Origin of the sequence: Blautia sp. AF19-10LB (genome assembly GCF_003461245.1) — a bacterium.
GTDB lineage: Bacteria > Bacillota > Clostridia > Lachnospirales > Lachnospiraceae > Blautia_A > Blautia_A intestinihominis.
Window position 1 is genome coordinate 68,362 of record NZ_QTWS01000007.1, and the last position, 24,142, is coordinate 92,503.

At 45.3% G+C, this 24,142-nt stretch carries 26 protein-coding genes; 3 read left to right on the forward strand and 23 right to left on the reverse strand.

From position 1 onward, the window contains the following. Positions 1-6: 6 nt before the first annotated feature. The 23 genes from DWX28_RS06170 to upp form a co-directional block, all read right to left on the reverse strand. On the reverse strand, positions 7-876 hold the full coding sequence (locus tag DWX28_RS06170; RefSeq protein WP_118252157.1) for an amidohydrolase family protein: 870 nt from the start codon (positions 874-876) through the stop codon (positions 7-9). A 21-nt stretch (positions 877-897) separates the two neighbouring features. Next, complete coding sequence (locus tag DWX28_RS06175) at positions 898-2,049, reverse strand: alanyl-tRNA editing protein (RefSeq protein ID WP_118252158.1); 1,152 nt, start codon at positions 2,047-2,049, stop codon at positions 898-900. Between the two features lie 142 nt (positions 2,050-2,191). After that, entirely contained in the window at positions 2,192-3,679 is a 1,488-nt protein-coding gene (locus tag DWX28_RS06180; protein WP_118252159.1) for a glycoside hydrolase family 32 protein, read from the reverse strand. Between the two features lie 119 nt (positions 3,680-3,798). Continuing rightward, positions 3,799-4,647 carry a carbohydrate ABC transporter permease gene (locus DWX28_RS06185; protein ID WP_022213966.1) on the reverse strand — a complete coding sequence of 283 codons (849 nt, stop codon included), beginning with the start codon at positions 4,645-4,647 and terminating at the stop codon, positions 3,799-3,801. A gap of 17 nt (positions 4,648-4,664) precedes the next feature. After that, complete coding sequence (locus DWX28_RS06190; RefSeq protein ID WP_118252160.1) at positions 4,665-5,570, reverse strand: carbohydrate ABC transporter permease; 906 nt, start codon at positions 5,568-5,570, stop codon at positions 4,665-4,667. 86 nt (positions 5,571-5,656) lie between these two features. After that, entirely contained in the window at positions 5,657-6,970 is a 1,314-nt protein-coding gene (locus DWX28_RS06195; RefSeq protein ID WP_227222157.1) for an ABC transporter substrate-binding protein, read from the reverse strand. A 411-nt stretch (positions 6,971-7,381) separates the two neighbouring features. Next, on the reverse strand, positions 7,382-8,383 hold the full coding sequence (locus DWX28_RS06200; RefSeq protein WP_118252161.1) for a LacI family DNA-binding transcriptional regulator: 1,002 nt from the start codon (positions 8,381-8,383) through the stop codon (positions 7,382-7,384). Positions 8,384-8,815: 432 nt separating this feature from the next. After that, a complete protein-coding gene (atpC, locus tag DWX28_RS06205) occupies positions 8,816-9,223 on the reverse strand; it encodes an ATP synthase F1 subunit epsilon (RefSeq protein ID WP_118252162.1) in 408 nt (135 codons plus the stop codon). A gap of 12 nt (positions 9,224-9,235) precedes the next feature. Beyond that, complete coding sequence (gene atpD / locus DWX28_RS06210) at positions 9,236-10,630, reverse strand: F0F1 ATP synthase subunit beta (RefSeq protein WP_118252163.1); 1,395 nt, start codon at positions 10,628-10,630, stop codon at positions 9,236-9,238. Then, positions 10,630-11,526: an ATP synthase F1 subunit gamma gene (atpG, locus tag DWX28_RS06215; protein WP_022213960.1), complete on the reverse strand. Its 897-nt coding sequence runs from the start codon at positions 11,524-11,526 to the stop codon at positions 10,630-10,632. The genes atpD and atpG overlap by 1 nt, the downstream gene beginning before the upstream one ends. A gap of 25 nt (positions 11,527-11,551) precedes the next feature. After that, positions 11,552-13,066, reverse strand: a complete 1,515-nt coding sequence (atpA, locus tag DWX28_RS06220; RefSeq protein ID WP_173905335.1) for a F0F1 ATP synthase subunit alpha — start codon at positions 13,064-13,066, stop codon at positions 11,552-11,554. A gap of 5 nt (positions 13,067-13,071) precedes the next feature. Beyond that, entirely contained in the window at positions 13,072-13,575 is a 504-nt protein-coding gene (gene atpH / locus DWX28_RS06225) for an ATP synthase F1 subunit delta (RefSeq protein WP_022213958.1), read from the reverse strand. Continuing rightward, positions 13,556-14,056, reverse strand: a complete 501-nt coding sequence (gene atpF, locus DWX28_RS06230; RefSeq protein ID WP_022213957.1) for a F0F1 ATP synthase subunit B — start codon at positions 14,054-14,056, stop codon at positions 13,556-13,558. The genes atpH and atpF overlap by 20 nt, the downstream gene beginning before the upstream one ends. Before the next feature lie 40 nt (positions 14,057-14,096). Continuing rightward, entirely contained in the window at positions 14,097-14,321 is a 225-nt protein-coding gene (gene atpE, locus DWX28_RS06235; protein ID WP_015540752.1) for an ATP synthase F0 subunit C, read from the reverse strand. Positions 14,322-14,361: 40 nt separating this feature from the next. Continuing rightward, positions 14,362-15,027 (reverse strand): F0F1 ATP synthase subunit A, encoded by a 666-nt coding sequence (locus DWX28_RS06240; RefSeq protein WP_022213956.1) that lies wholly within the window; start codon positions 15,025-15,027, stop codon positions 14,362-14,364. A 190-nt stretch (positions 15,028-15,217) separates the two neighbouring features. Continuing rightward, entirely contained in the window at positions 15,218-16,186 is a 969-nt protein-coding gene (locus DWX28_RS06245) for a biotin--[acetyl-CoA-carboxylase] ligase (protein WP_118252166.1), read from the reverse strand. Continuing rightward, entirely contained in the window at positions 16,170-17,180 is a 1,011-nt protein-coding gene (locus DWX28_RS06250) for a helix-turn-helix transcriptional regulator (protein WP_118252167.1), read from the reverse strand. Before DWX28_RS06250 ends, DWX28_RS06245 begins: the two co-directional genes overlap by 17 nt. Before the next feature lie 22 nt (positions 17,181-17,202). After that, entirely contained in the window at positions 17,203-17,445 is a 243-nt protein-coding gene (locus DWX28_RS06255) for a hypothetical protein (protein WP_022213953.1), read from the reverse strand. 149 nt (positions 17,446-17,594) lie between these two features. After that, positions 17,595-18,053, reverse strand: a complete 459-nt coding sequence (locus DWX28_RS06260; RefSeq protein WP_022213952.1) for a metallophosphoesterase family protein — start codon at positions 18,051-18,053, stop codon at positions 17,595-17,597. A 38-nt stretch (positions 18,054-18,091) separates the two neighbouring features. Continuing rightward, a complete protein-coding gene (locus tag DWX28_RS06265) occupies positions 18,092-18,565 on the reverse strand; it encodes an acyl-CoA thioesterase (RefSeq protein WP_022213951.1) in 474 nt (157 codons plus the stop codon). Between the two features lie 21 nt (positions 18,566-18,586). Further along, positions 18,587-19,504, reverse strand: coding sequence for a ketopantoate reductase family protein (locus DWX28_RS06270; protein WP_118252168.1), 918 nt, complete (start codon positions 19,502-19,504; stop codon positions 18,587-18,589). A 71-nt stretch (positions 19,505-19,575) separates the two neighbouring features. Continuing rightward, the gene (locus DWX28_RS06275) at positions 19,576-20,208 is read right to left on the reverse strand and encodes an endonuclease III domain-containing protein (RefSeq protein WP_022213949.1); all 633 of its coding nucleotides are present in this window, start codon (positions 20,206-20,208) and stop codon (positions 19,576-19,578) included. A 10-nt stretch (positions 20,209-20,218) separates the two neighbouring features. Then, complete coding sequence (gene upp, locus DWX28_RS06280) at positions 20,219-20,848, reverse strand: uracil phosphoribosyltransferase (protein ID WP_022213948.1); 630 nt, start codon at positions 20,846-20,848, stop codon at positions 20,219-20,221. Between the two features lie 135 nt (positions 20,849-20,983). On the opposite strand from upp, the gene DWX28_RS06285 reads away from it, so the two are divergent. The 3 genes from DWX28_RS06285 to DWX28_RS06295 are packed head-to-tail and all read left to right on the forward strand — an operon-like array spanning position 20,984 to position 24,142. Then, positions 20,984-21,319 carry a hypothetical protein gene (locus DWX28_RS06285; protein WP_118252169.1) on the forward strand — a complete coding sequence of 112 codons (336 nt, stop codon included), beginning with the start codon at positions 20,984-20,986 and terminating at the stop codon, positions 21,317-21,319. A 52-nt stretch (positions 21,320-21,371) separates the two neighbouring features. Next, positions 21,372-22,607 (forward strand): vWA domain-containing protein, encoded by a 1,236-nt coding sequence (locus DWX28_RS06290; RefSeq protein ID WP_118252170.1) that lies wholly within the window; start codon positions 21,372-21,374, stop codon positions 22,605-22,607. A 29-nt stretch (positions 22,608-22,636) separates the two neighbouring features. Then, complete coding sequence (locus DWX28_RS06295) at positions 22,637-24,142, forward strand: ATP-binding protein (protein ID WP_118252171.1); 1,506 nt, start codon at positions 22,637-22,639, stop codon at positions 24,140-24,142.

The window sequence follows — 24,142 nt, forward strand, 5'->3', positions numbered from 1 at the left end:
ATGATCTTAACTTCGTCTGAATTTTTGCCGGATGATCTTTTCTCCGTTTTCCAGCCATTCCCGGACTTCGTCAGAATCTCCCAGGATCTCCTGGAAAGACTGATATTCCTGACAGATTCCTTTCCCATGAGGTACACAGTACGCCCCTGCATCGCTGCCGAGAGCGACTTTGACTTTTTTGCGAAAAGCAGTCCTGACCATAGTCTCTGCCTGACGGATGATCGGAAGCAGGACTTCATCTTCGTATCTTCCACAGCCCAGAAGATTTCTGACTGTGACAAGCGTCGGAACCCATACGGTATGACTGTCTGCAAGCATGGAAATCGTCTCTTCATCCATGTAGTTGCCATGCTCCAGGCTGTCCACACCCGCCTCGACCGCTGCCTGTACACCATAAATCCCATTCGTATGGCTCATCACTGCAAAACCTTCTTCGTGTGCAATATGTACCATTTCCCGGACTTCGTCTCTGTCGAGAGGTGTTCCTGTGACCGCTCCATGATTATTGAAATCCAGAAGCCCGGTCGTCATGATCTTGATAAAATCAGCACCTTCTGCAGCCGCTTCCTGCACTCTCTGGTGAAATTCCTTCATATTGCTGAAACTACGTCCAACGATCCTGCCATAATGTCCTTCTTTATGGACAGCAAAAATCGGTGTCCGATAGTCGATCCCGTATTCTCCGGCAATCTCAGATGCCCTCTTGGAGACTCCTGCATTATCGCCGCCATCCCGGATAAAGGAAACACCAGCCCTCTGATATGCTTCAAAAAATTCTCTGACCTTCTCTTCGCAGACAGCATCTCTGTGCCGCGCTACAGCCTCACGATAATTGACACCATCCATCAGCATATGTGCATGACATTCACCAAACATTGTCCCGTACCTCTCCGTCTTTTACTGCTGGAAAAAACTGCGGATTTCTTCTTCAGAAGCTTTGACAGAACCCTGCACAAAGAACGGCTTGCCGCCGCCGCGGCCGTTCAGGGCAGCGTTCATTTCTTTTGTGAACTGACGGAGGTCTCCGTTCTGCTCTCCCATTGCATATTTATAACTGCCATCTTCACTCTTTGAAAATACTGCACAGCAGCCGGAGCATTTCTGCATCACTGCATCTGCCATCCTGCGGACCTGATCTGCCTCCAGTCCTTCGTGGAACAGAAGCACGCTTCCGGAATCTGCCCATCTCTCTGCCTCTGTCGCGCAGAGTTCATCAACCATGTGGCTGACTTTTCCTTTGAGACGGAAGTTTTCGTCCTGAAGGCGCGCTACTGCAGCCGCTGTCTCGCCTGTTTTTGCAGAAAGTTTCATGGAAATCTGATGATTCTGCTCGTTGACCATATTCAGGTAATCCATGACACGTTTTCCGCAGATCATGGTCAGACGGATTCCTTCGTGGAAGTTTTCGACAGTAAGGATCTTAACCGCACCGATCTCGCCTGTGTGGGTAACGTGTGTTCCACAGCATGCACAGAGGTCGGAACCAGGGAAACGCACGAGACGCACCTGTCCTGTCAGTTCTTTTTTGCTTCGGTAAGAAAGTTTCTCCAGTTCTTCTTTCGGTGGATAAAAGATCTCTACCGGAGTATTTTCCCAGATTTTCTGGTTTGTCTTTGCCTCGATCTCAGCAAGCTGTGCCTCGGTGAGAACGCCGCTCAGATCCACTGTGATCACATCACTGCTCATATGGAATCCTACATTATCATATCCGTATGCTTCATGCACCAGACCGCTGACGATATGTTCACCGGAATGCTGCTGCATCAGGTCAAATCTTCTCTCCCAGTCGATCTTTCCAGTTACTTCACTTCCGACCTCCAGAGCCACCTCTGTATGATGAACAATCTCGCCGTCTTTTTCCTGGACATCTGTCACTGCGATCTCATTCAGTGTTCCAAGATCACACGGCTGTCCACCGCCCTCCGGATAAAAAGCGGTCTGATCCAGAACGATCTCATAGCCCTTACCGGTTTCTCTGCACTCGAGAACTTTTGCGGTAAATTCTTTTATATATACATCTTCGTAATACAGTTTTCTTGTTTCACTCATGCTGCCGAACCTTCTTTCTGTAAATTTAAGTCAGTAAAAAATCTGTTTTTCTGCCCTTTAGTATAGCACAGCTTTGCCTTTCTGAACAGAAAAAAGACAGGCGCAGCTAAATGCTTACGCCTGCCTTTCTTTGGAGGTTGTATCAGAAAACAAGGTTATACTTGTCAATACTGATCTCTGCTTTTCCTTCTGCTGCAAAAGTGATCTGATCTGCTTCCTGCGGAGTAAACAGGACCATTGTAGCAGTCTGGCTTCCATCATTGATGAAGATCTCAACACTGAATTTATCCATGAGGATTCGTAATGTCACTTCTCCATCTACCGGTTTCACCTGAATATCTCTGGTGTGGAGGATGTCGTAGAGATATCCGTTTCTGCTTCTGTCGATGTTCAGAACTTCTTTTGCCGGATCATAGGTAATATAAGAAGAATATGTATCGTCTGCTGCAAGTTTGATCGCAAACTTACTGAAATCATCGGTCACTTTGAGTTTCACGGTCATATCAAGAACGCGGCCTTTGATTCCGTCCAGTGCGGTTTCTTCTGAGATTTCAACGTTGTGGTGCTGAACCAGCTCTCCACGATAGTTCTCGATCTCTCTTACCGGCTGCTGGATCAGTCTGCCATTGCGGTAGTTGATCTCTCTCGGAACAGTCATCTGTCCGAAGTATTTCGCTCCGTCCGGAACGAACTTGGAGTTCGGCCATGCCTGCATCCATGCGATCATTACACGGCGGCCGTCTGGTGTGAGCATGCTCTGTGGAGCATAGAAATCGATTCCACTGTCGAGCGGCTGTACATCTTCTCTTACAAATTTGTGTGTTTCTTTGTCGTAGGTTCCTGTCAGGTAGATAACGCTGTGACCTACGTGGAATTTCAGTCCTTCCGGAAGCATTGCCATCGGACTTACTACAAGAACGTGTTTGCCGTCAACTTCGTAGAAGTCCGGGCATTCCCACATCTTGCCAAGTTTTGCATCGCTGTGATCCAGAACGGTGACATATTCCCATTTGAAACCATCGGGGCTTCTGTAAAGGAGGATACGGCTGTTTCCATCGTCTGTCATATTGGAGATAACAGCATAGAAATAACCATCGTCTTCTTTCCAGATCTTCGGGTCACGGAAATCTACTTTGCTTCCGCCTTCCGGGATATCGTCTCCGGTGATGACCGGGTTGTTCTCGTATTTCTCATAATTAACGCCATCGCCAACAGCCATACACTGTGTCTGGTGAGTCGGAAGTTCTCCGTTTGCCATCGGGGTATCGCCTACATATCCAACTCCGGTATACATCAGAAGATGACGTCCATCAGAAAGCTCCAGAGCACTTCCTGAAAAGCATCCAAAGTTATCATAGGATTCTTCCGGTGCCATAACTACCGGAAGCCTTTTCCATGCAAGCATATCTTTGCTGCTGAGATGTCCCCAGTGCATCGGACCCCATTCATTGGAATATGGATGGTACTGATAAAACAGATGGTATTCTCCATTGTAATAGGAAAATCCATTTGGATCATTGATCCAGCCTGTGCCACCAGTCACATGAAAAGAAGGACGCTCTTCCGGAGAAATTTTGCTCAACTGTTCCTGTTCAAATTCTCTGGCCTTCTGTAATTTCTCACTAATCATACATTCGTTCTCCTTGTTGTAATATTCTAACGGTTTACAGATAGTATCCCACGATGTGTTTTACATGGCAACAAAAAAACCTGACATCTTGGTTTCCTGTTTCTGATCCGAGTAAGATTTTAGCCTTTGATACCAGAAGATGCAATACCTTCTACATAGTATTTCTGCATGAAGATAAACATAATGATCATCGGAATCGCAGAGACAACCAGGGCTGCCATGATGGCACTGTAGTGCACCGGCTGGGTACCAAAAAATGACTGAACTGCAAGCTGGATCGTACGTTTATCCTCACCTGTCATAACGAGGAATGGCCACATAAAGTCATTCCAGTGTGCCACGAAATCAAGAATAAATACTGTAGCATACACAGTTTTGGAAATTGGCATAACAATCTGGAAGAAAGTTCTGATCGGACTGCAGCCATCAATTGCCGCTGCTTCAATCAGGTCATCCGGAACATCACAGAAGAACTGCCGGAACATATAAATTGAGAAGCATTTTGCAACAAAAGGAATAACAAGTGCAGCCAGTGTGTTTACCCAGCCAAGCTGAGACATTTCAATATAAAGCGGGAGCATGATAGCTTCCATCGGCAATACCATCAGTGCAATTACGAGATTCAGAACTGCACCTTTACCTTTGAACTCAAATTTAGCCAGTGCATAACCGCACATGGAGTTTACAAGAAGATCAAGAACCAGGATCAATGCAATATACAGAAGTGTATTCTTAAATACCAGTGGCATATTCAATCGTGAAAATACCTCTGCATAGTTACTTAAGGATGCCTGAACTGGTAAAAAAGTAGTCAGTGAATCCATATTTGCAAAAATCTTAGCCTCTGGCTTCAGTGATGCGGAAATCATCCAGATCAGAGGAGATACAAAGATGATACCGATGATAATATTTCCAAAATAGAACATAAATTTTCCAAATGCATTAGAAAACCTCATTGATTTTTTCATATTTATATCCTCCTTTCTCAGTCTGTTGCCGCAGTTACTTTCTTCATAGCCATAGACATACATACTACGATTACAAAGAATACAGCCGCGATCGAGCAGGCATAGCCAAAGTTACCCTTCTGGAAGCCCTGTGTATAAATATAGTATACAAGAGTCTTTGTGGAGTTTTTCGGTCCACCCTGTGTCATGATATATGGCTGTGTAAAGAGTTTCATTGCCTGGATCATAGTGATCATGATTACATATTTAATTGTTCCCTTCAGCCCAGGAATAGTGATATAAAGGAACTGTTTAAATTTTGTAGCACCGTCTACGGATGCTGCTTCGTACTGGTCTCTCGGGATTCCCTGAAGACCTGCCAGGAAGATCATCATCTGATAACCGGCGCCCTGCCATGCAGACATAAAGATGATAGAATTCATCGCTGTGCTTGCATCACTCAGGAACTTGATCGGGCTCATTCCCAGAGATACCAGAATGGAGTTGATAAGACCTGTGTTCGGGTTTGCATTGTAAAGTACGGACCACAGTACGGAGATAACTACCATAGAAGTAAGCTGTGGTGCAAAGTACATGGTACGGAAAACAGCCACTCCACGGAACTTCTTTGAAACCAGAAGTGCAAGTGCGAGTGCGAGTACACACTGACACGGAACAACAATTACAGTAAAGTACACTGTATTTTTTAATGCAAGCCAGAAGTTTTTGTCACTGAAAAGCTTCTGATAGTTTTCTAAACCAATAAATTTCATGGCATCAGGTCTCATGATCTGATATTTAAATCCTGAAAAATATACGGTATAGATCATAGGTACAACAAGAAATGCAATCAGAAGAATCACTGCCGGTGCTACAAAGATATATGCAGCCACTCTTTCATCACGTTTACGGCCGGAAAGCTTCTTTTTTTCTGCCTTTGCCATTGCCTTTCCCCCTTTTTCTTATCCAGAAAAAGCGAAGCCGCACCGCTTTTTTGCCGATGCGGCTTCGTTTTCATTTATTTGTTTTCTTATTCAGCGTAATATGTTTCGTAGTCTTCTGTAAATGTGTCAACTACTGTATCAAGCTCGGACTGAACATAATCTGTATCTACTTCTTCATTACTTGCTGCATCGGAGAAAATGTTTGTCATTGCTTCTGCGTATGCAGATGAGAATGTAGCATAGGATGGTGTTCTAGGACGCGGAACTGCTGTGTTTTCAAGCTGATCTACAATAAGAGCTCTTGCACCTTCTTTATAGTCAGCCATTGCTTCTGTTTCATAAGCAGAAGAACGTGTTGCAGGTTTTGCAATTGCTGCTGCATAAGATGCTACGTTATCAGTATTCATCAGCCATGCCAGGAATTCACCTGCTGCATCTGCGTTCTCGCAGTCTTTGGAGATTGCTGCTGCCCAGTCACCACATGGGGAAACTGCTTTTTTAGTTTCAGCATTAACCGGATAATAAGTTACCCCCCAGTCAAAATCAGCATTCTGTTCAAGTGTTGCGATTTCCCATGAACCACCGATCATTGTTGCACATGCACCATTGAGGAATTCATCTGTGATCGGTTCAACGTTTGCATATCCTTTAGCGATCAGATCTGCAAGCCATGCTGTTGTGTTTACTGCTTCTTCACTGTTCACATATCCATCGGCTTCTTTTCCATCTTCGCTGATATAATCTTTTCCAGCAGAAAGATACAGCGGTTCAAGAGCATATGGAAGTCCTTCGCCGTGGTCCATGATGATGTGTGTTCCTACATAATCATCTGTTGTACATTTTTCAGCAATCTCAGCAACTTCATCTGTTGTCAGAGGATTTTCGAGTGTACGGGAATCCAGATCATCTGTATCTACACCACATTCTTTGAGGTAATCTTTGTTGTAGTAGAATGCTACGGATGACTCTGTTGCACCTACAGCATATAATTTGCCATCATATGTATTCTGCGTCATTGAAGAATTTACGAAATCTGCTTTGTCTTCATCTGTAAAATAGTCATCCAGCGGAACTGTGATTCCATTAGCTGCATAATAGGAAACCTGCGGTCCGTCTACATAGAAGATATCCGGAAGATCGTTGGATGTAACTGCTGTAGCGATCTTGTTGTCGTAAGCGTAAGAGTCAGAACGGTCAATTGCTTCACGACTTACCTGAATCTCAGGATGTTCTTCGTTCCATTCGGAAATTTTTTCTTTCCACCATGCTTCAATTGATTCTCTGTCTGTTGGACTCCAGATGGTGATATTTGTTACGTCATCTGCGAATACCGGTACAGTTGTTGCTGCTCCTGAAATTGCAAGTGCTGCTGCCATTGCCAGACTAATGGTTTTTTTCATTTCTTAATCCTCCTTTAATGTTTATTTCCACCGCGCGAAAGGAAATATTATAGAACCCGTTCCATATTCTCAAACAGCCGATTCTCATTATTATGTTCGAGAAGTTTTATATGGAATCCGTTCCATATCGTGTCTTTATCATACTTTCATAAAGTGCATTTGTCAACAGATTTTAACTAAAAAACCGCTTCCAAGCACAATTCCGTGCATTTTTATAATTTTATATATTCATTTTTGTGCATATTGCATATCTGTATGCGTTATTTTTTTAACACAAATTATCTGTAATATAAAAAACATGCAAAGCCGCTTGCAGACTCTGCATGTTTTGAATTATTATCAGAATATTTTACCATAATTTGCTTGTAATTTACTTTTTATGTCGTATATTCTGTATTTTATTTTTATTTTTTATAATTCACCGTTAATTTCAACTGGGTATGTGCTTTGTCCCTGCCTTAATTCCACGGATAAAATCTGTCTGTGTGGAACGGGTTCCTTGTCTTCTATCAGATTTATGACACTTTTGGCACAGGTTTCTGCCAAAAATTTCACATTCTGACAAATAGCCGTTACCTCCGGATAGCAGATTCTGCTGACATCCATTCCATCATAAGTGATCACCTTGAGATCCTCCGGGACTCTTTTCCCTGCCTTGAGGGCAAGATGCATATAGTAGAGTGCCGGCTGGTCAGCTGCAAATATACCATCTGCATCCGGATATTTCTCCATTGCCTCGGCTGCTGCATTCCAGTAAGACTGGTGATCAAACAGATTCCATTCCATGGTCAGATCCAGGACTTCCACTCCATGCTTTTTCAACGTCTCTTCAAATATGATATGTCTGTCATTTGCCGCTACATTCGGAGCAATACCAGTGATGTGGACGACCCTCTTACAGTTATTTTTCAGCATGATCTCTGCTGCCAGCTTACCACCATAAGCATGGTCAGACCCTACCATAGGGATTTCCGGACCGAAATCCTGGTCCAGTGCGACAATTGTACGCTTCCGGTTTACATATTCCTTCCAGTGCAATGTATGTGCACCGGTAATGATCCCATCCACCATATTGCGGTCCAACATATTCAGATAGTCGCGTTCTCTGTTGCTGCTTCCTACTGTGTTGCAGATCATCGCCTTGTAGCCTCTCTTGTAGAGAGCTACCTCCGTTTCCCGCGTAAATGCCGAGAAAAACGGATGATCCAGATCAGGGATCAGGACACCTATGATACCGGTTCTGTTACGAAACAGATTTCTTGCCAGTTCATTTGGTGTATATTCCAGATCGCTGATCGCCTGTTCAATTTTTTTGCGGGTATCAGCAGCAACATAGCCACTGCCATTTATTACTCTGGACACAGTACCGACCCCTACTCCGGCCTTCTGTGCCACATCTTTGATACTTGCCATATTTCTTAAATTAACCTTTCTTATACTCTGTTGTCTGGTTACGATAGTTTATTGTAACTGTTCTGTCTCCTTACAGTTTTTCCACTTCAGACAACGAGTTCAAAACATTTCCAATCTTTTTCGCGGTAGATCATTACTGTTCATTCATCAACAGCAATATGAATTCTTATCACGCAGAGTGACTCTGCAGTTATAAGTAATGTGACAATTATAGCATAGCAGCATTTTCTTTACAATTATCATCCTGTAGGAAAAAACAAACGTTTTTCAGCAACCTCTCCTAAAAACATGAAACAAGTTCTTCAGATTTCCCTGAAATCCAAAAAAACAGAACCGCATTCATTTCTGAATCGCAGTCCTGTTTTGCTGACTTTGATTTGTAACTGTTCTCTGTTCACATCCCGTAACCGGTTCATGTCTTAGCAGTTACTTTTATATATTTTTGCTGACACGAAGTCTTATCATCGCTCTTGCGAGTGCAGCCTGGCTTCTGTGATATTCCACAATGCTCTGTTTCTGACGCAGCTGCTCTTCCGCGCGGTCTCTTGCCTCTTCTGCTCTGCGGATATCAATCTCTTCCGGACGTTCCACAGTCAGGCAGAACAGTTTCGCACGGTTGTTGATCATCTCAACAAAACCTGAGCTTACTGCAACTGTCAGCCAGTTCCCTTCAGAATCCTCAAAGCGCATCTCACCCGGAACGATCGCACAGATCATATTGGCATGATGTGCCAGAAATTCCTTCTGTCCATCCTCGGCCGGGATGATCAGTGATTTGGCTCTTCCTGCAAAAAACTGTCTGTTGGCAGCATAAATTTCAAGTCCGAATGTACTTTCCATAAGCCTCACCCCTTATTCTTCTGATAAAGTTTTGGCTTTTTCGATTACTTCGTCAATGGTTCCTACGTTGAAGAACGCATTTTCCGGATACTGATCCATCTCACCATCAATGATCATCTTGAATCCACGGATTGTTTCTTTGAGCGGAACATATTTACCAGGAATACCTGTAAAGTTCTCAGCTACATGGAATGGCTGGGACAGAAATTTCTGAATCTTTCTTGCACGGAATACCGTATTCTTATCCTCATCAGAAAGCTCTTCCATACCAAGGATTGCAATGATATCCTGGAGTTCTTTGTATTTCTGAAGGATTTCCTGTACTCTACGTGCAACTTCATAATGCTCCTCGCCGACTACATCAGCTTCCAGAATACGGGAAGTAGATTCCAGAGGATCAACAGCCGGATAAATACCCTGCTCTACGATCTTACGGGAAAGTACGGTAGTCGCATCCAGATGTGCAAACGTTGTTGCCGGAGCCGGGTCAGTCAGGTCATCAGCAGGTACATATACGGCTTGTACAGAAGTTACAGAACCAGAAGTTGTAGAAGCGATACGCTCCTGAAGTTCACCCATCTCAGTTGCCAGTGTAGGCTGATAACCTACGGCAGACGGCATACGTCCGAGAAGTGCAGATACCTCAGAACCGGCCTGTACAAAACGGAAAATATTATCAATAAACAAAAGTACATCTCTGTGCTCTGTATCACGGAAATATTCAGCCATTGTAAGACCTGTTTCCGCAACACGCATACGGGATCCCGGTGGCTCATTCATCTGTCCGAACACTAAGGCTGTTTTCTCAAGAACACCGGATTCCTTCATTTCTGACCAGAGGTCGTTACCTTCACGGGAACGTTCTCCGACACCTGTAAAAATAGAATATCCACCATGCTCTGTAGCGATATTCTGGATAAGTTCCTGGATCAGAACGGTTTTACCAACACCGGCACCACCGAACAGACCGATCTTACCACCCTTTGCATAAGGAGCAAGAAGGTCGATGACCTTGATACCTGTCTCCAGGATCTCTACGGCCGGTTTCTGATCTTCGAAGCTTGGCGGATCTCTGTGAATCACCCAACGCTCTGCATCATCCAGAGCTTCTCCACCGTCAACTGTCTCTCCAAGAACATTAAAAAGTCTGCCAAGAGTGCAGTCTCCTACCGGAACCTTGATTCCACTTCCTGTGGCAACTACTTCTCTGTCTCTCTGAAGTCCCTCACTGGCACTCAGCATAATGCAGCGAACCACATCATTTCCCAGATGCTGAGAAACTTCCATAACGCATTTCTTACCATTGTTTTCGACTTCAAGGGCGTCCTTGATATCCGGAAGATCGCCATTCTCAAAAACAACATCTACAACAGGTCCCATGACCTGTACAATCTTACCTTTACTCATTATCGTCCCTTCCTTTTCTGGGCCTTCGCACCACTGCAAACTTCTGTGATCTCCTGTGTGATCGCTGCCTGACGTGCACGGTTATACTGAATTGAAAGATCCTGTAGCATTTTCTTTGCACTGTCTGTAGAAGACTGCATGGCTGTCATTCTCGCATTGTTCTCACTTGCATATGCTTCTACAAGACAGCCATAAATCACACCTGTCAGATAATTAGGAATCATAATGTCCAGTACGCCGTCTGTTGAAGGAAACATCTCTATCTCCTCCTGATGAACGCCCACCGGAACCTCAAGTGGCGAAAAGTTCGTTTTCTTTAAAGGAAGAAGCTGCATATTTACCGGCTCCATCACAACTGCATTCTGCATCTGTGTATAGATGATATGCACCTCATCCACTTCTCTTTCCAGAAAGCTTCTTACAACTTCCTCACTGATCAATCTTGCACGATGCATGGTCGGCTTCTGTACGGTATAGTGGAAGCTTCCATCCATGTCCACATCTTTCTTGCCAAAATACTGACGACCGACCATACCAAGAACATACAGCTTATGATATCCAGGTGTAGATGCTATAAATTCTTCTGTCATTCTGGTGATGTTATGGTTATAAGCACCTGCCATACCCTTGTCACCGGTTACCACTATGGTCGCTATCTTACGTTCTTCCTGTGGGATCAGATGACGCACGCTGAAGAACGGATGCTGGATATCCGGAACATGACGAAGAATTCTAGCAATCGCCCCCTGCATATTATAGAAGTAAGGCTCTGTATCAGACAGTATCTTCTTGGCTTTTTTCATCTTGGAAGAGGAAATCATATACATGGCATTGGTAATCTTCATTGTGTCCTGGACACTGCTTATCCTGCTTTTTATTTCTCTTGCATTTGCCATAAGTTCCTCCTATGCAATCTCTGCTTTATTTTGCGGCTGCACGATCCTTGAATTCATCTGCAACCTGAAGGATTTTATCTCCGAGTTCATCGCTTAAGACTTTGCTCTCATCGATTTCTTTGCCGATTTCAGGATATACGTTGTCGAAGTATTCGAGCATATCCATCTGATATTTCTTCACAGCCTTCTTATCCACATGAACCAGCTTCTTGTGGGTCGCTGTCCACAGTGTGATAACCTGCTGGTGGAGAGAAAGTGGATTACACAACGGCTGTTTCAGAAGTTCCATCAGGCATCCGCCATAAGCAAGCTGTGCTTTGGTCGCATCATCCAGATCGGAACTGAACTGGGTGAATACTTCCATCTCACGGTACTGTGCCAGGTCGATACGGATACTTCCGGATGCTTTCTTCATTGCCTTGGTCTGCGCTGCACCACCAACTCGGGATACGGAAAGACCTACGTTGACCGCCGGTCTCATACCTGAGAAGAACAGGTCACTCTCGAGGAAGATCTGTCCGTCTGTGATGGAAATTACGTTGGTAGGAATGTATGCGGATACATCTCCTGCCTGTGTCTCGATGATCGGAAGTGCTGTAATGGAACCTCCGCCCAGCTTATCACTCAGACGGCTGGAACGCTCCAGAAGTCTGGAATGAAGGTAGAATACGTCACCAGGATATGCTTCACGTCCCGGAGAACGCTCCAGAAGCAGTGACAGTGCACGATATGCAACTGCATGCTTGCTCAGATCATCGTATACGATCAGGACATCCTTGCCTTTGTACATAAAGTACTCTGCAAGTGCTGTTCCTGCATAAGGAGCAATGTACTGAAGCGGCGCACAGTCGCTTGCTGTTGAAGAAAATACTGTGGTATATTCCATAGCTCCATATTTCTCAAGGTTGGATACAACTTTGGCTACCGTAGATGCCTTCTGACCGATTGCCACATAAATACAAATCACATCCTTACCCTTCTGGTTCAGGATGGTATCGATTGCAAGGGAAGTCTTACCGGTCTGTCTGTCACCAATGATAAGTTCTCGCTGTCCTCGTCCGATTGGGAACATGGAATCAAGTGAAAGGATTCCTGTTTCCAGCGGTACATTTACGGATTTACGGTCAATAATTCCAGGTGCCGGATTCTCTACCGGGCGATAATCCTGTTCTTTGATATCACCTTTTCCGTCAATCGGGGCTCCAAGAGCATTGACGATTCGTCCAACGAAACCATCACCTACAGGTATACCTGCCTGTTTACCAGTTCTGGTTACTTTGGTTCCCTCCTTGATTCCGGTATCCTTACCAAACAGAATACATCCCATGCTGTTTGTACGGATATCCTGAACCATTCCCTTGAGTCCGTTTTCAAATACTACAACCTCGCCATACATAGCGTGATCAATTCCATAAACAGTTGCAATTCCATCTCCTACGGAAATGACCGTTCCTACTTCCTGGTTCTGGCTGATTTCATCATAATTCTCTATTTCTTCTTTCAGAATGGAAATAATCTCATCTGGATTGATTGCACTCAACGTGTTCACCTCCGGGTCAATTTCTGTTCCAGCTTGCGGTAACGTCCCCGCAGGCTCCAGTCATATTCGCTTCCGCCTGCCAGAAGGACAAATCCTCCGATCAGGCTTTTATCTTCTATCATTTCTATTTCGGCTTTCTGCGCCCCAAATTCCCGGCATAAAAATGCTCTGATACCATCAAGCTGTGCATCCTTCGGTGCTGTTACATAACGCATGACTGCGTGTATGGTCTTCTCATGCTGTCGGCACAGTTCTTCGTAATCTTCAAAAATTTCCTCGATCAGATCAATTCTGTGATGCTTGCAGACGACCTTGATGAAACTCTTCATTTCCTCAGGGATCACTCTGTCGATCACTTTTTCCTTGATCTCAAATGGTACCAATGGGTTCTTCAGACTCTGTGCGAGTTCAGGAACCTTCCGAAATATTTCTTTTGTATTCTGTATGACCTTTCTGGAAACAGAAAGGTCATACAGAGTTTTTGCATAATTAACGGCGGTCACTGTCATCTGGATCACCTGCTTTTTCTATAAATTGGTCATACAAGGATAAATCCTGGTCTGCTCCACTGTTTTTACCAATAATTTTACCGGCAGCTTCCATAGCAAGAGAGGCAACATCATCTTTCATCTGACGCATAGCATTCTCGCGCTCTGTGTTGATGTCCTCCTGCGCTTTGGCAAGCATTGCAGATACCTTTGCCTGTGTATCTTCCACAGTTTTGTCTGCCTGTGCTTTGGCTTCTTTTCTGGCCTGCTCCATAATCTGGAAGGATTCTTCTCTGGCGGATTTCAACGCACCCTCATACTGTTCCTTAAGTGCCTTCGCCTGATCCTCCTGCTCCTTTGCTCCTGCAAACTGCTGATCGATCATAGCCTTTCTTACGTCCATCACTTTGATGATCGGTCCGAATAAAAACTTCTTCATCAATAAATAAAGAACTAACAGGTTGATGATCGTAAAGACAAGGTTGATGTCAATTTTTATCACCTGGTCCACCTGCCTCTCTGTATTTTTCGGTTCTTTATCATTAGCCCAGCATGATGATGATCAGAAGTCCGATTACGAAACCGTAAATAGCTGTTGCCTCGGCAAGGGCACAACCTAACAGCAGGTTCTTACTGATCTTGCTCTCTGCTTCCGGCTGTCTTGCGATAGCTTCAACTGCCTTGGAAGTTGCGATACCAATACCAATACCTGCTCCAATACCTGTAAGAACTGCGATAGCTGCTCCGATTGCTACTAATGTTGACATACTTTTTTCCTCCTGAATAGATATCAAATTTTCTTTTGTCTTACTCGATTGCTTCCTTGATGAACAAGGATGTTAAAAATACAAATACATAAGCCTGTATGAATCCGTCAAAGAAATCAAAATACAGACTGAACGGTATGGGAAGAATTGCCGGACATATAAATTCAAGCAATTTCATTACAACAAAGCTTCCCAGAACATTACCAAATAATCGCATACACAGAGATGTTGGTCTGATCGCAAGCTCCAGAATATTGATCGGAAGCATGATCGGCACAGGCTCTGCAAAGCTCTTAAGGAATCCCTTAAGTCCTCTCTTATGAAATCCTGCATATTCGATCAGAATAATGCTCATAAGCGACAATGCTATGGTAACATTCATGTCCTTTGTCGGTGGTGTAAACCCAAACACACCTGCTATATTGGCTATTCCAATGAAAATTACGGTTGACATCAGATAAGGGACATACCGTTTTCCCTCTTCTCCCAGAATTCCCACAAAGAAATCCTGAAGGAAACTTACTCCTGATTCCAGAAGAAGCTGTTTTTTGCCTGGATTCTCGACTTTAAGATTTCGAACCAGTATCAGAGAAAGTATTACCAGAACGGCCATAATGACCCAGGTAACCGCGACGCTCTCTGCAATCGGTATTCCGCCGAACACTGGTATCGTAAACAATGTCTTGCTCTCAAGCTCTTCTGCCAATGTGGCTGATAAATTCCCCGTCTTTCTCCCTCCTTTTCTCCGACCGAACCAACATATTGGTCATACCGGTCTGTCATTTGATTCCTTTATTTTACGCTTTGTCAAAAAAAAGTCAATATCCATTCTCCCCATTTTGTCCGAAAAGATCAGCCGATTCTATACACATTGCACAATTATATTAAATATAATCTCATATTATAAGTGAGACCTCTCCATAGGCTAAAATAGACAAAGAGCCGTCAGACTCCTGTACTTTGAGCCTTCCGTCCGGACAGATCTCCAGTGCCTTCGCCTTACGGATATCCTGCCCGTCCACGATCTGGATCTCCCTTCCCGGGACAAGATTCTGCTGGATATATTCAGGAGGTAAACGCAGCTCTCTTGTCTCTTCCAGAAGGGCATTGATGATCTCAGCGGCAAGACGGTTACGATCCAGTCCTGCTGCCGCTTCCCGGTTCTCATACAGGGCTCCGGCGACATTCCTGATCTCAGACGGATATCCGCCCTCTGCCTCATACAGATTCAGCCCGATCCCAACTACGGCAAAGTCAATATCTCCGCTCTCAAAGTCTGTGACAGCTTCTGTCAGGATGCCGCAGACCTTCTTCTCATTGTAATAGAGGTCATTCACCCACTTGATTCCAAGTGAGATACCAGTAGTCCGAAGGACAGCCTTATAGACTGCCACAGCCGCCTCTGCGGTGAGCAGAAGGCTCTCCTTGAGGCTCCCGCGAGGTTTAAGGATAACACTGAGATAGAGTCCTGCTTCCTCCGGAGAATAGAAGCTTCTGCCTCTCCGTCCTCTTCCTGCTGTCTGCTTCCCTGCCACAACGCATCCACCATGACCGGCAAGTCCGGTTACCGCCGCTTCCTTCGCGGCACGGTTGGTCGAGTCGATCTCCTGATATACCTTCAGATAAACTTCCGGTGAAACTAAAAAGGGCTGTATTGCTTCCATGGAAAGACGATGACTGTCCTTCACCAGCATATAGCCCTTATTCTGTCCTGCCTCTATTGTATATCCTTCTTCCCTCAGGGACTTCACCGCCTTCCAGATCGCAGCTCTGGTACAGTGAAGTTCCTCGGCAAGTTTCTCTCCAGAAAGAGTTTCCCCCTTCTGCTGTTCTAATATTCCTAAAAGTTTAGATTTTACCGTCATATTTCTCTCCATAATTCTTAAGGGTCTTCTTGAGAAATGATACATATTCCCTGCGGATATTCTCCGGTGATACGATCACGGCTCCTGTACCCAGTCCTGCAAGCCAGCCAAAAAACTGTGTACTGACCTTGATCTGTGCCTGCATGGAAAAATGATTCTCATCCTTGGGGATCAGCATGACATCCTGACCAAAACGGTCAAGCACAACGCCTACAAACTGATTCTCAAACTCCATCCGGACACTTCTCTCCTTCCCTCCGAACATCCCGAAAGTACTGGAAGAGAACTTCCCGAGATCAAAATCCCTGAAAATATTGCCGCCATTTCTCTTCTGCTTCTCAATTACCTCTACCTGCATCATCTTGTCCACGCGATAATGCTTCACAACTCCGCTTCGCTCATCCAGTCCCAGAAGATAGTAATTCTCATTCTTCCAGATCATCTTCCACGGGCTGGCCTGATACCACTCTCCATTCTTCTTGGGTTTCAGTTCCTTGGACAGAGTCCATTCGTAATAATGAAAACGGATCTGTCTGTTCCTGGACATGCCGTCATAGATCGTCTGGATGTTGCTGTATATCTCCTCGTTGACTGTCTTATTGCCTGGTTCGATAAAAAGCTGCTCACGGAGTTTCTTTGCAGCTTCCGGGATAACAAGGCTCTCCAGTTTGCGGAGCAGTTCTCTGGATTTCTTCTGTGTGACAAATCTGGAAGACTGTACTGCATCCATCAGGAACTTCACTTCCGGAAGCTGGAACTTCCGGTTCGCTATATAGAAACCGCCAACCTTCCCACGGCGGTTGCGGATATCAAGTCCATAGATCCTCAGTGCCTCAATGTCATCGTAAACTGTCTTGCGCTCGACACTGATCCCGTATCCTCTGAGATACTGTGCCATATCCTTCGCAGATATGGGATGCTCCTCATCTGTCCGCTCCAGCAGCACATCCATCAGGTATAATATTTTGAGTTTCTGGTTAAATGATTTCGGCATGTATTGTCTGTTATCCTTCTTATTACTTGTCAGTCAGTGCTGCTACCACACCGGAATATACTACCACAAATGCCAGTGCCATCGCAATCCTGTCAGCAGAATGCACATCGATCTTCATGACCATGGCACCCAGGATCATGATCTCCACTGTTACCAGTATTCCGAGTATCATTGCCATGACATTGGAAAATTTCTTCTTCTCTGTATGGCTCTCTCTGTTCTCTGTCTCGTAGTGTCTCTTTGCTGTTTCTGCTGTGTTCATCATAGTAAGATCCCCTTTATATCGTATTATGGTTTGAGAATTTCGAATATTTGTTCTGAACATATTTTCCGAACATCTTTTCGATATAAAGAGTATCTCATATTAAATGTCCAATAAAACGGGACGAACTTAAATTTCAGAATATATGTTCACTATTTATTTGCGAACACAATTTTATCCACATGATACGTCCCCTGATCCACGCTCATGACAGCCATCGTGGCCTCCTGCCCAAAACGGCTTCTTCCACAGCTTCCCGGATTCAGCCACAATCTGCCGTCGACCATTTTTTCAGAATAACTGTGCGTATGACCAAAGATCACGACCTGGGCACTGCCAAGCTCCCATGCCACATCTTTTTTGTTGTGTGTCATAAAAAATTTCACACCTTCTATAGTGAAACGAAGTGTCTTTGCAATCCCCTCAGCCCAGTCTCTGTCATTATTTCCTCTTACGACATAGATGGAACCAAGGCAACGGATCCTGTCAAGAAGTTCCGGTCTGTCCACATCACCTGCATGCAGAATGCAGTCACATGTTTTGAGGATTTCCAGGACTTCCGGTCTTAATAAACCATGAGTGTCTGAAATGATGCCAATTTTTTTTGCCATATGATGTCACTTCCTTTCTTTCAGATCTGATGATATTATCAGTAGCCCTCTCTGCGTCTTTCCTTTCGGAGTTCATTACGCTTCTGTGCCCCGAGCCACTCAGCTTTCTCGGATTCCGTTTCAACGATCAGACCGGGAACTTCGACCTTGTTGTCGTTTTCATCCAGTGCGACCATGACTTCATAGGCACGGTTGATGACCCTGCGTGTTCCGTCAGGACTTTCTACATAAGTATCGATCCGTACTTCCATGGAAGTTCTTCCGACGTAAGTCAGCTTTCCGATCAGGACCACGGTGTCTCCCAGATAGGCTCCTGCCTTAAAATTCAGATTGTCCACACAGGCAGTCGTCACGATCGTTCCTGCATGTCTGTACGCTACGATCCCCGCCATCTCATCGATCCACTGCATCAGAACTCCGCCAAAGAGCCTGCCGTAACCGTTGATGTGCTTATTCATGATGAGATAAGTATTTTCGGTACGGGAATCCTCCATATGTTTCATCTTTCTCATATTTTTTCTCTTTTCTTATAACTATAATCCCTGTTTCTGAAACTGTGCGGCTGCTTTTTCATATTCCGGCATCAGCACGCCGTATTCTCTGCCCATACGCACAACTTCATATACAAGTCCGTCAATCTCAGACTGCTTTCCTGCCATAACATCTCTCTGCATGGATGTTGTTGATTCCGGTGCGAGATTTGAAAGGATCCTGAGGTTTCGTTCCACAAGGTCTTCTTCAAATTCAATTCCCATTGCATGGGACAAATTAACGATCTCACGCATCAGTTCGCAGATCATCTCACGTTTCTCGCCTTCCTGCTGAAAATCAACTGCCGTGGCATTGTAATATAAACCTGCCGTTCCGATCGGTGATACGTAGGAAAACTTCACCATCGCATCTCTGCGGATATCCGGTGAAAGAATCACTTCCAGATCTTCGGATGCCATATCCCGTGCGATCGCTCTCATGCTTTCTGTCTCTTCAGAAGGAGTCCGCGCGCCAAAAACAACTCGAAGGATCTTGCCATGACGAAGGATCACTCCCGGCTCCTCGATCGCCGCTGATACATAGATGCATCCATCCGGTACGGTGAGATCCGGAAATTCTTTCTGTAATCTGCCGCCGGTTCCATAAATATTCAGGATTGGAAGAACTACTGTCTCCGGTCCGGCAATCCTGCGGATATCCGGGATCAGATCCGTCAGGGAATAGCCCTTGACACACACCAGGATCACATCTGGCTGCTCTGTGTATTCTTCCATCCGGCATGCTTTGACAGGAATGGTCTCTTCTTTTCCATCCCAGAGCTGCCTCATGGTAAGTCCCTGTTTCTGCATCGCCTCAAGATGGCTGCCTCTCGCGATCAGAGTTACGTCCTTTTCTGCTTTTGTAAGATAAAATCCAAGAGTCCCTCCGGTTCCTCCTGCCCCGATGATTGCGTATTTCACACCAGATTCCTCCTTTGATCACTTGTATTATGTTTCAAAACAGGCTCCTCATATAGTGAGGAGCCTGGTCGTTATATATTCTTCTGGCAGATATCCTCCAGACAGCATTTATCACAATATGGCTTTGTCCGTGCAGTACAGACTTCTCTTCCGTGGCAAACAAGACGATGGCAAAAATCACTGCCTTCTTCCGGCGGAATGATCTTCCACAGAGCCATCTCCACTTTCTTAGGATCCTTGATGCCGTCAACCAGACCGATACGGTTCGTCAGACGGATACAGTGTGTGTCTGTCACAATCGCCGGTTTGCCAAAGACATCTCCCATGATCAGGTTTGCGCTCTTGCGTCCTACACCCGGGAGTTTGAGAAGTTCTTCGAATGTGGTCGGGATGTTGTCATTGTACTGCTCATGAAGGATCCGCATACACGCGCTGATATCCCTCGCCTTACTCTTGCCAAGACCGCAGGGACGGACGATTGCCTCGATCTCCTCCGGTTCTGCTGCTGCAAGAGAAGCTACGTCAGGATATTTTGCATAAAGATCCTCTACGACTACATTGACCCTCGCATCCGTACACTGGGCTGCCAGTCTCACGCTCACAAGAAGCTTCCACGCCTGGTCATAATCCAGTGTGCATCCTGCATCCGGGTATTCCTTCTTAAGTCTGTCGATCACTTCCAGTGCCAGTTCTTCTTTGGTCATTCTGCGCTCCTTAGATAGTACCGAAAATACGGTCTCCAGCATCGCCAAGTCCCGGGCAGATGTATGCATGGTCGTTCAGTTCACGGTCCAGATGTCCTACATAGATCTGTACATCCGGATGCTCTTTATGGAGACGCTCCAATCCTTCCGGTGCTGCGATAACAAACATGCATTTGATATTTTTGCCGCCGTGTTCCTTGATCATTCTGACTGCGTCCACAGCAGAACCACCTGTTGCAAGCATCGGGTCTGTGACAACGATCAGACGCTGATCGATCGGATCCGGCAGTTTGCAGTAATATTCGTGCGGCTCATGTGTCTCAGGATCTCTGTAAAGTCCGATGTGTCCGATCTTTGCAGACGGAACAAGTGTAGTGATACCATTGACCATTCCAAGTCCGGCACGAAGTACCGGAACAACAGCCAGCTTCTTGCCTGCGATCATAGGTGACATGCAGGTTTCGATCGGTGTCTCTACCTCAACATCTTCCAGTGGAAGATCTCTCAGTGCCTCATATCCCATCAGTACTGCGATCTCCTCGATCAGTTTACGAAATTCATTTGTTCCTGTATTTTTGTTACGAAGCATAGAAATTTTATGCTGGATCAGCGGATGATCCATAATAAATACATTCTCCATTTCAACCTCCATAGATGATTCTGTATCGAATTTTCTACATTTTCTATGGTGATTATACCCTATTTCTCAGTTATTGACAACCACCGCAAACATGTTACACTTAACTTATATTTATCTTATGTTAGGAGCAATTTTATGACTGATTATGAGCAGATTTTTCTCTCTTCCGGGCAGGAGAAGCAGAAACTTACGATTGCCCTGAAACGTTTTGTCGAAACAGAGGATCCTGACTGGAAATCCCGCTATCAGAGCTATCTGCGGACCCGTTTCCGTCCTGCCATGACTGAACTGATCCATGGCGGTGATCTGGCACGTATCCGCAATTTATGCGCTTTTGCCCCGCTGACTGCTCCCGCACTGGAACAGTTTATCCAGGAAGCTTCCATTTGCGGACAGACCGAGATCCTTGCTTTTCTTCTCCGGTTAAAAAAAGATTCCTTCGGATTTCATGACAGAGATTTTTCTCTCTGAAAATCTGACTTTTATTTTGAAGTTCATTTTATAGTATGAAAGGATTTTGTTTATGAAACCTTCCGGCGATTTTTCCCTTTATCAGAAGATCTGGGACTTCACGCGGGAACAGCTTTCCGTAAAATATCCCTTTTTTCGGAAACTTCTGTGGAATTTTTCTTTTAAAGAATCTGAAGATACCGAAACTGCTGGAACTGACGGCAGGAATATCTATTTCAACCCTGATTTTGTAATAAAAAGCTTCCAGGAATCATCCACGAAACTGGAGGAGCTTTTTCTGCACATGCTGTATCACTGCCTGTTCCTTCATCTCATCATGGATGTGCCACCGGATCGCAGACTCTGGGATCTCGCCTGTGATGCGGCTGTCCAGAGGATCCTTCAGAATGAAAAGAGGGAACGTGACCCGATGAAAATCTATCAGGAATTCCAGAACGCAGCCGTCTCAGATTCTTCCTCTCAACCAGATTCGTCAGAACCTTCTGCTGAAGCTGAACTCATCACTCCACTTGACGACCACAACTTCTGGAAATACACCGACCGCCAGAAATTCCTCGAGACGATCCGACAGACTCTCGGTGGTATGTCCGGTGCCGCCGGCATGGGGCTGTACGGCAACAGCGGACGCGGCAGTGCTCCCGGAAATCAGGTGGAAGAACTCTCTGTCGAGGAAAAAGGCAAATACGATTTTCACCATTTTCTCAGACGTTTTGCCGTCCACAGGGAAGAAATCCATACCGATGCCCAGAGTTTCGACTATATTCCCTATATATTCGGGCTTGATCATTATGGAAATATCCCTCTGATCGAATATCTCGAGTACCAGGAAGTCACCCGGCTTGAGGAGCTTGTCATCGCGATCGATACTTCCGGCTCCTGCTCAGCAGACACCGTCCGTCGATTTATGGAAGAAACTTATGGAATCCTCAGCGACCAGGAGAATTTTTTCCGCAAAATGAACCTCTATATCATCCAATGTGACTGCTTTATACAGGATGTGGCACATATTACCTGCGAAAAAGACTGGCAGGATTATCTCCAGAACCTCCGTATCCACGGGCGCAGCGGGACCGATTTCCGGCCCGTTTTTGAATACGTGGAAAAGCTCCGCGAAGAACGGAAACTCAAGAATCTCAAGGGACTGCTCTATTTCACAGACGGCGATGGGATCTATCTGGAAAAAGCTACCGACTATGAAACTGCTTTTGTTTTTTATAAAGAAAAATCCATGCACCAGAAAGTTCCTGCATGGGCTGTAAAGTTATATCTTGATGCTGAAAAATCCTGAACCTACGCATATCCAGAAAGGATCACGCTATGAATATCAAAGAAGCCAAAGAAGAAATTCTACACACGATACAGATCTACACTCGTAAAGACGCGCACGGACAGTATCTCATGCCCTCTGTCCGTCAGCGTCCGGTTCTCCTGATCGGACCACCCGGAATCGGCAAGACTGCCATCATGGAACAGATTTCCCGCGAATGTGGAATCGGTCTTACCGCCTATACCATCACGCACCACACCCGCCAGAGTGCCGTAGGCCTTCCCGTTATCGTAAAGAAAAATTATCAGGGCAAAGAGTATTCCATCACCGAATATACGATGAGTGAGATCATCGCCTCTGTCTATGAAACGATTGAAAAAAGTGGCTGCCAGGAGGGGATTCTCTTCATTGATGAGATCAACTGCGTATCGGAAACTCTGGTCCCGACCATGCTTCAGTTTCTCCAGAACAAAACTTTCGGCACACATCCTGTCCCGGAAGGCTGGGTCATTGTTGCCGCCGGAAACCCTGTCGAATATAACAAATCTGCCCGCGAATTCGACATTGTCACGCTGGACCGTGTGAAACGGATCGATGTGGAACCCGATCTCGCCGTGTGGAAGGAATATGCCTGGGCAAAGGGCATCCATCCGGCGATCCTTTCTTATTTAAGTTTACATAATGATCGTTTCTATCATGTAGAAAACACTGCTTCCGGTGTCCGCTTCGTCACAGCACGAGGATGGGAAGATCTTTCTTCCATTCTGTATGGATATGAGGATCTTGATCTCACACCGGACGCAGACCTGGTCCTGCAGTATCTTCAGGAACCGGAAACTGCCAGGGATTTTGCCGGATATTATGATCTCTATGCAAAATACCGCCAGGACTACCGGATTCCGGAACTGCTCTCCGGCCGTATCTCTGAGGAAGAATTTCAGGACCGCTGTAATCTCGTACAGCAAGCTTCCACCGATGAAAAAATCTCTGTCGCGGGGCTTCTTCTCGATGGGTGGAACAGTTTTTTCCAGCAGTTCCAGAAAGAAGATCAGTTTACAACAGCACTCCACGACACGCTGAAGCAGATCCGTGCCGCCCTGCTGCGCGAAGAAACACTCGATGAAATCATTATACAGCGAAAACAGGCTCTGAAAGTTAAGCTGGAAAATCATCTTATTTCTTCTGCGGACTATGAGCAGAACGAACAGATCACAAAAATTCTGGAAAGCTGTCTTGTCGAAACACGTAAGAAGCGGGTGAATGATCCGCAAAAAAACCTCGCCATTCTCAGGGATGCCCTGAGTGACGAGGTAGATAATCGCAAAAATCTTGCCGCACAAACTTCTCTCGCACTGGAAAATGGATATCGTTTTGCAAGTGAAGCCTTTGAAGATGGACCGGAACTTCTTTTCCTGACTTCAGATCTGAGCCACAATCCAAAGGCGGTACAGTTTATCAGCACTTTTGGATGCGAGCCTTATTTTCATTACAGTGAACAGTTGATGTTTCAGGAGAAACGGCAGACATTACTCCGGGAAATTGAAAGGCACTCCTGA

Excerpts from the sequence above, each read along its gene's own strand:
- DWX28_RS06170 (WP_118252157.1), bottom strand. The coding sequence starts at position 876 with ATGTTTGGTGAATGTCATGCACATATGCTGATGGATGGTGTCAATTAT.
- DWX28_RS06175 (WP_118252158.1), bottom strand. The coding sequence starts at position 2,049 with ATGAGTGAAACAAGAAAACTGTATTACGAAGATGTATATATAAAAGAA.
- DWX28_RS06180 (WP_118252159.1), bottom strand. The coding sequence starts at position 3,679 with ATGATTAGTGAGAAATTACAGAAGGCCAGAGAATTTGAACAGGAACAG.
- DWX28_RS06185 (WP_022213966.1), bottom strand. The coding sequence starts at position 4,647 with ATGAAAAAATCAATGAGGTTTTCTAATGCATTTGGAAAATTTATGTTC.
- DWX28_RS06190 (WP_118252160.1), bottom strand. The coding sequence starts at position 5,570 with ATGGCAAAGGCAGAAAAAAAGAAGCTTTCCGGCCGTAAACGTGATGAA.
- DWX28_RS06195 (WP_227222157.1), bottom strand. The coding sequence starts at position 6,970 with ATGAAAAAAACCATTAGTCTGGCAATGGCAGCAGCACTTGCAATTTCA.
- DWX28_RS06200 (WP_118252161.1), bottom strand. The coding sequence starts at position 8,383 with ATGGCAAGTATCAAAGATGTGGCACAGAAGGCCGGAGTAGGGGTCGGT.
- atpC (WP_118252162.1), bottom strand. The coding sequence starts at position 9,223 with ATGGAAAGTACATTCGGACTTGAAATTTATGCTGCCAACAGACAGTTT.
- atpD (WP_118252163.1), bottom strand. The coding sequence starts at position 10,630 with ATGAGTAAAGGTAAGATTGTACAGGTCATGGGACCTGTTGTAGATGTT.
- atpG (WP_022213960.1), bottom strand. The coding sequence starts at position 11,526 with ATGGCAAATGCAAGAGAAATAAAAAGCAGGATAAGCAGTGTCCAGGAC.
- atpH (WP_022213958.1), bottom strand. The coding sequence starts at position 13,575 with ATGACAGTGACCGCCGTTAATTATGCAAAAACTCTGTATGACCTTTCT.
- atpE (WP_015540752.1), bottom strand. The coding sequence starts at position 14,321 with ATGTCAACATTAGTAGCAATCGGAGCAGCTATCGCAGTTCTTACAGGT.
- DWX28_RS06245 (WP_118252166.1), bottom strand. The coding sequence starts at position 16,186 with ATGACGGTAAAATCTAAACTTTTAGGAATATTAGAACAGCAGAAGGGG.
- DWX28_RS06250 (WP_118252167.1), bottom strand. The coding sequence starts at position 17,180 with ATGCCGAAATCATTTAACCAGAAACTCAAAATATTATACCTGATGGAT.
- DWX28_RS06255 (WP_022213953.1), bottom strand. The coding sequence starts at position 17,445 with ATGATGAACACAGCAGAAACAGCAAAGAGACACTACGAGACAGAGAAC.
- DWX28_RS06260 (WP_022213952.1), bottom strand. The coding sequence starts at position 18,053 with ATGGCAAAAAAAATTGGCATCATTTCAGACACTCATGGTTTATTAAGA.
- DWX28_RS06265 (WP_022213951.1), bottom strand. The coding sequence starts at position 18,565 with ATGAGAAAGATGAAACATATGGAGGATTCCCGTACCGAAAATACTTAT.
- DWX28_RS06275 (WP_022213949.1), bottom strand. The coding sequence starts at position 20,208 with ATGACCAAAGAAGAACTGGCACTGGAAGTGATCGACAGACTTAAGAAG.
- upp (WP_022213948.1), bottom strand. The coding sequence starts at position 20,848 with ATGGAGAATGTATTTATTATGGATCATCCGCTGATCCAGCATAAAATT.
- DWX28_RS06285 (WP_118252169.1), top strand. The coding sequence starts at position 20,984 with ATGACTGATTATGAGCAGATTTTTCTCTCTTCCGGGCAGGAGAAGCAG.
- DWX28_RS06290 (WP_118252170.1), top strand. The coding sequence starts at position 21,372 with ATGAAACCTTCCGGCGATTTTTCCCTTTATCAGAAGATCTGGGACTTC.
- DWX28_RS06295 (WP_118252171.1), top strand. The coding sequence starts at position 22,637 with ATGAATATCAAAGAAGCCAAAGAAGAAATTCTACACACGATACAGATC.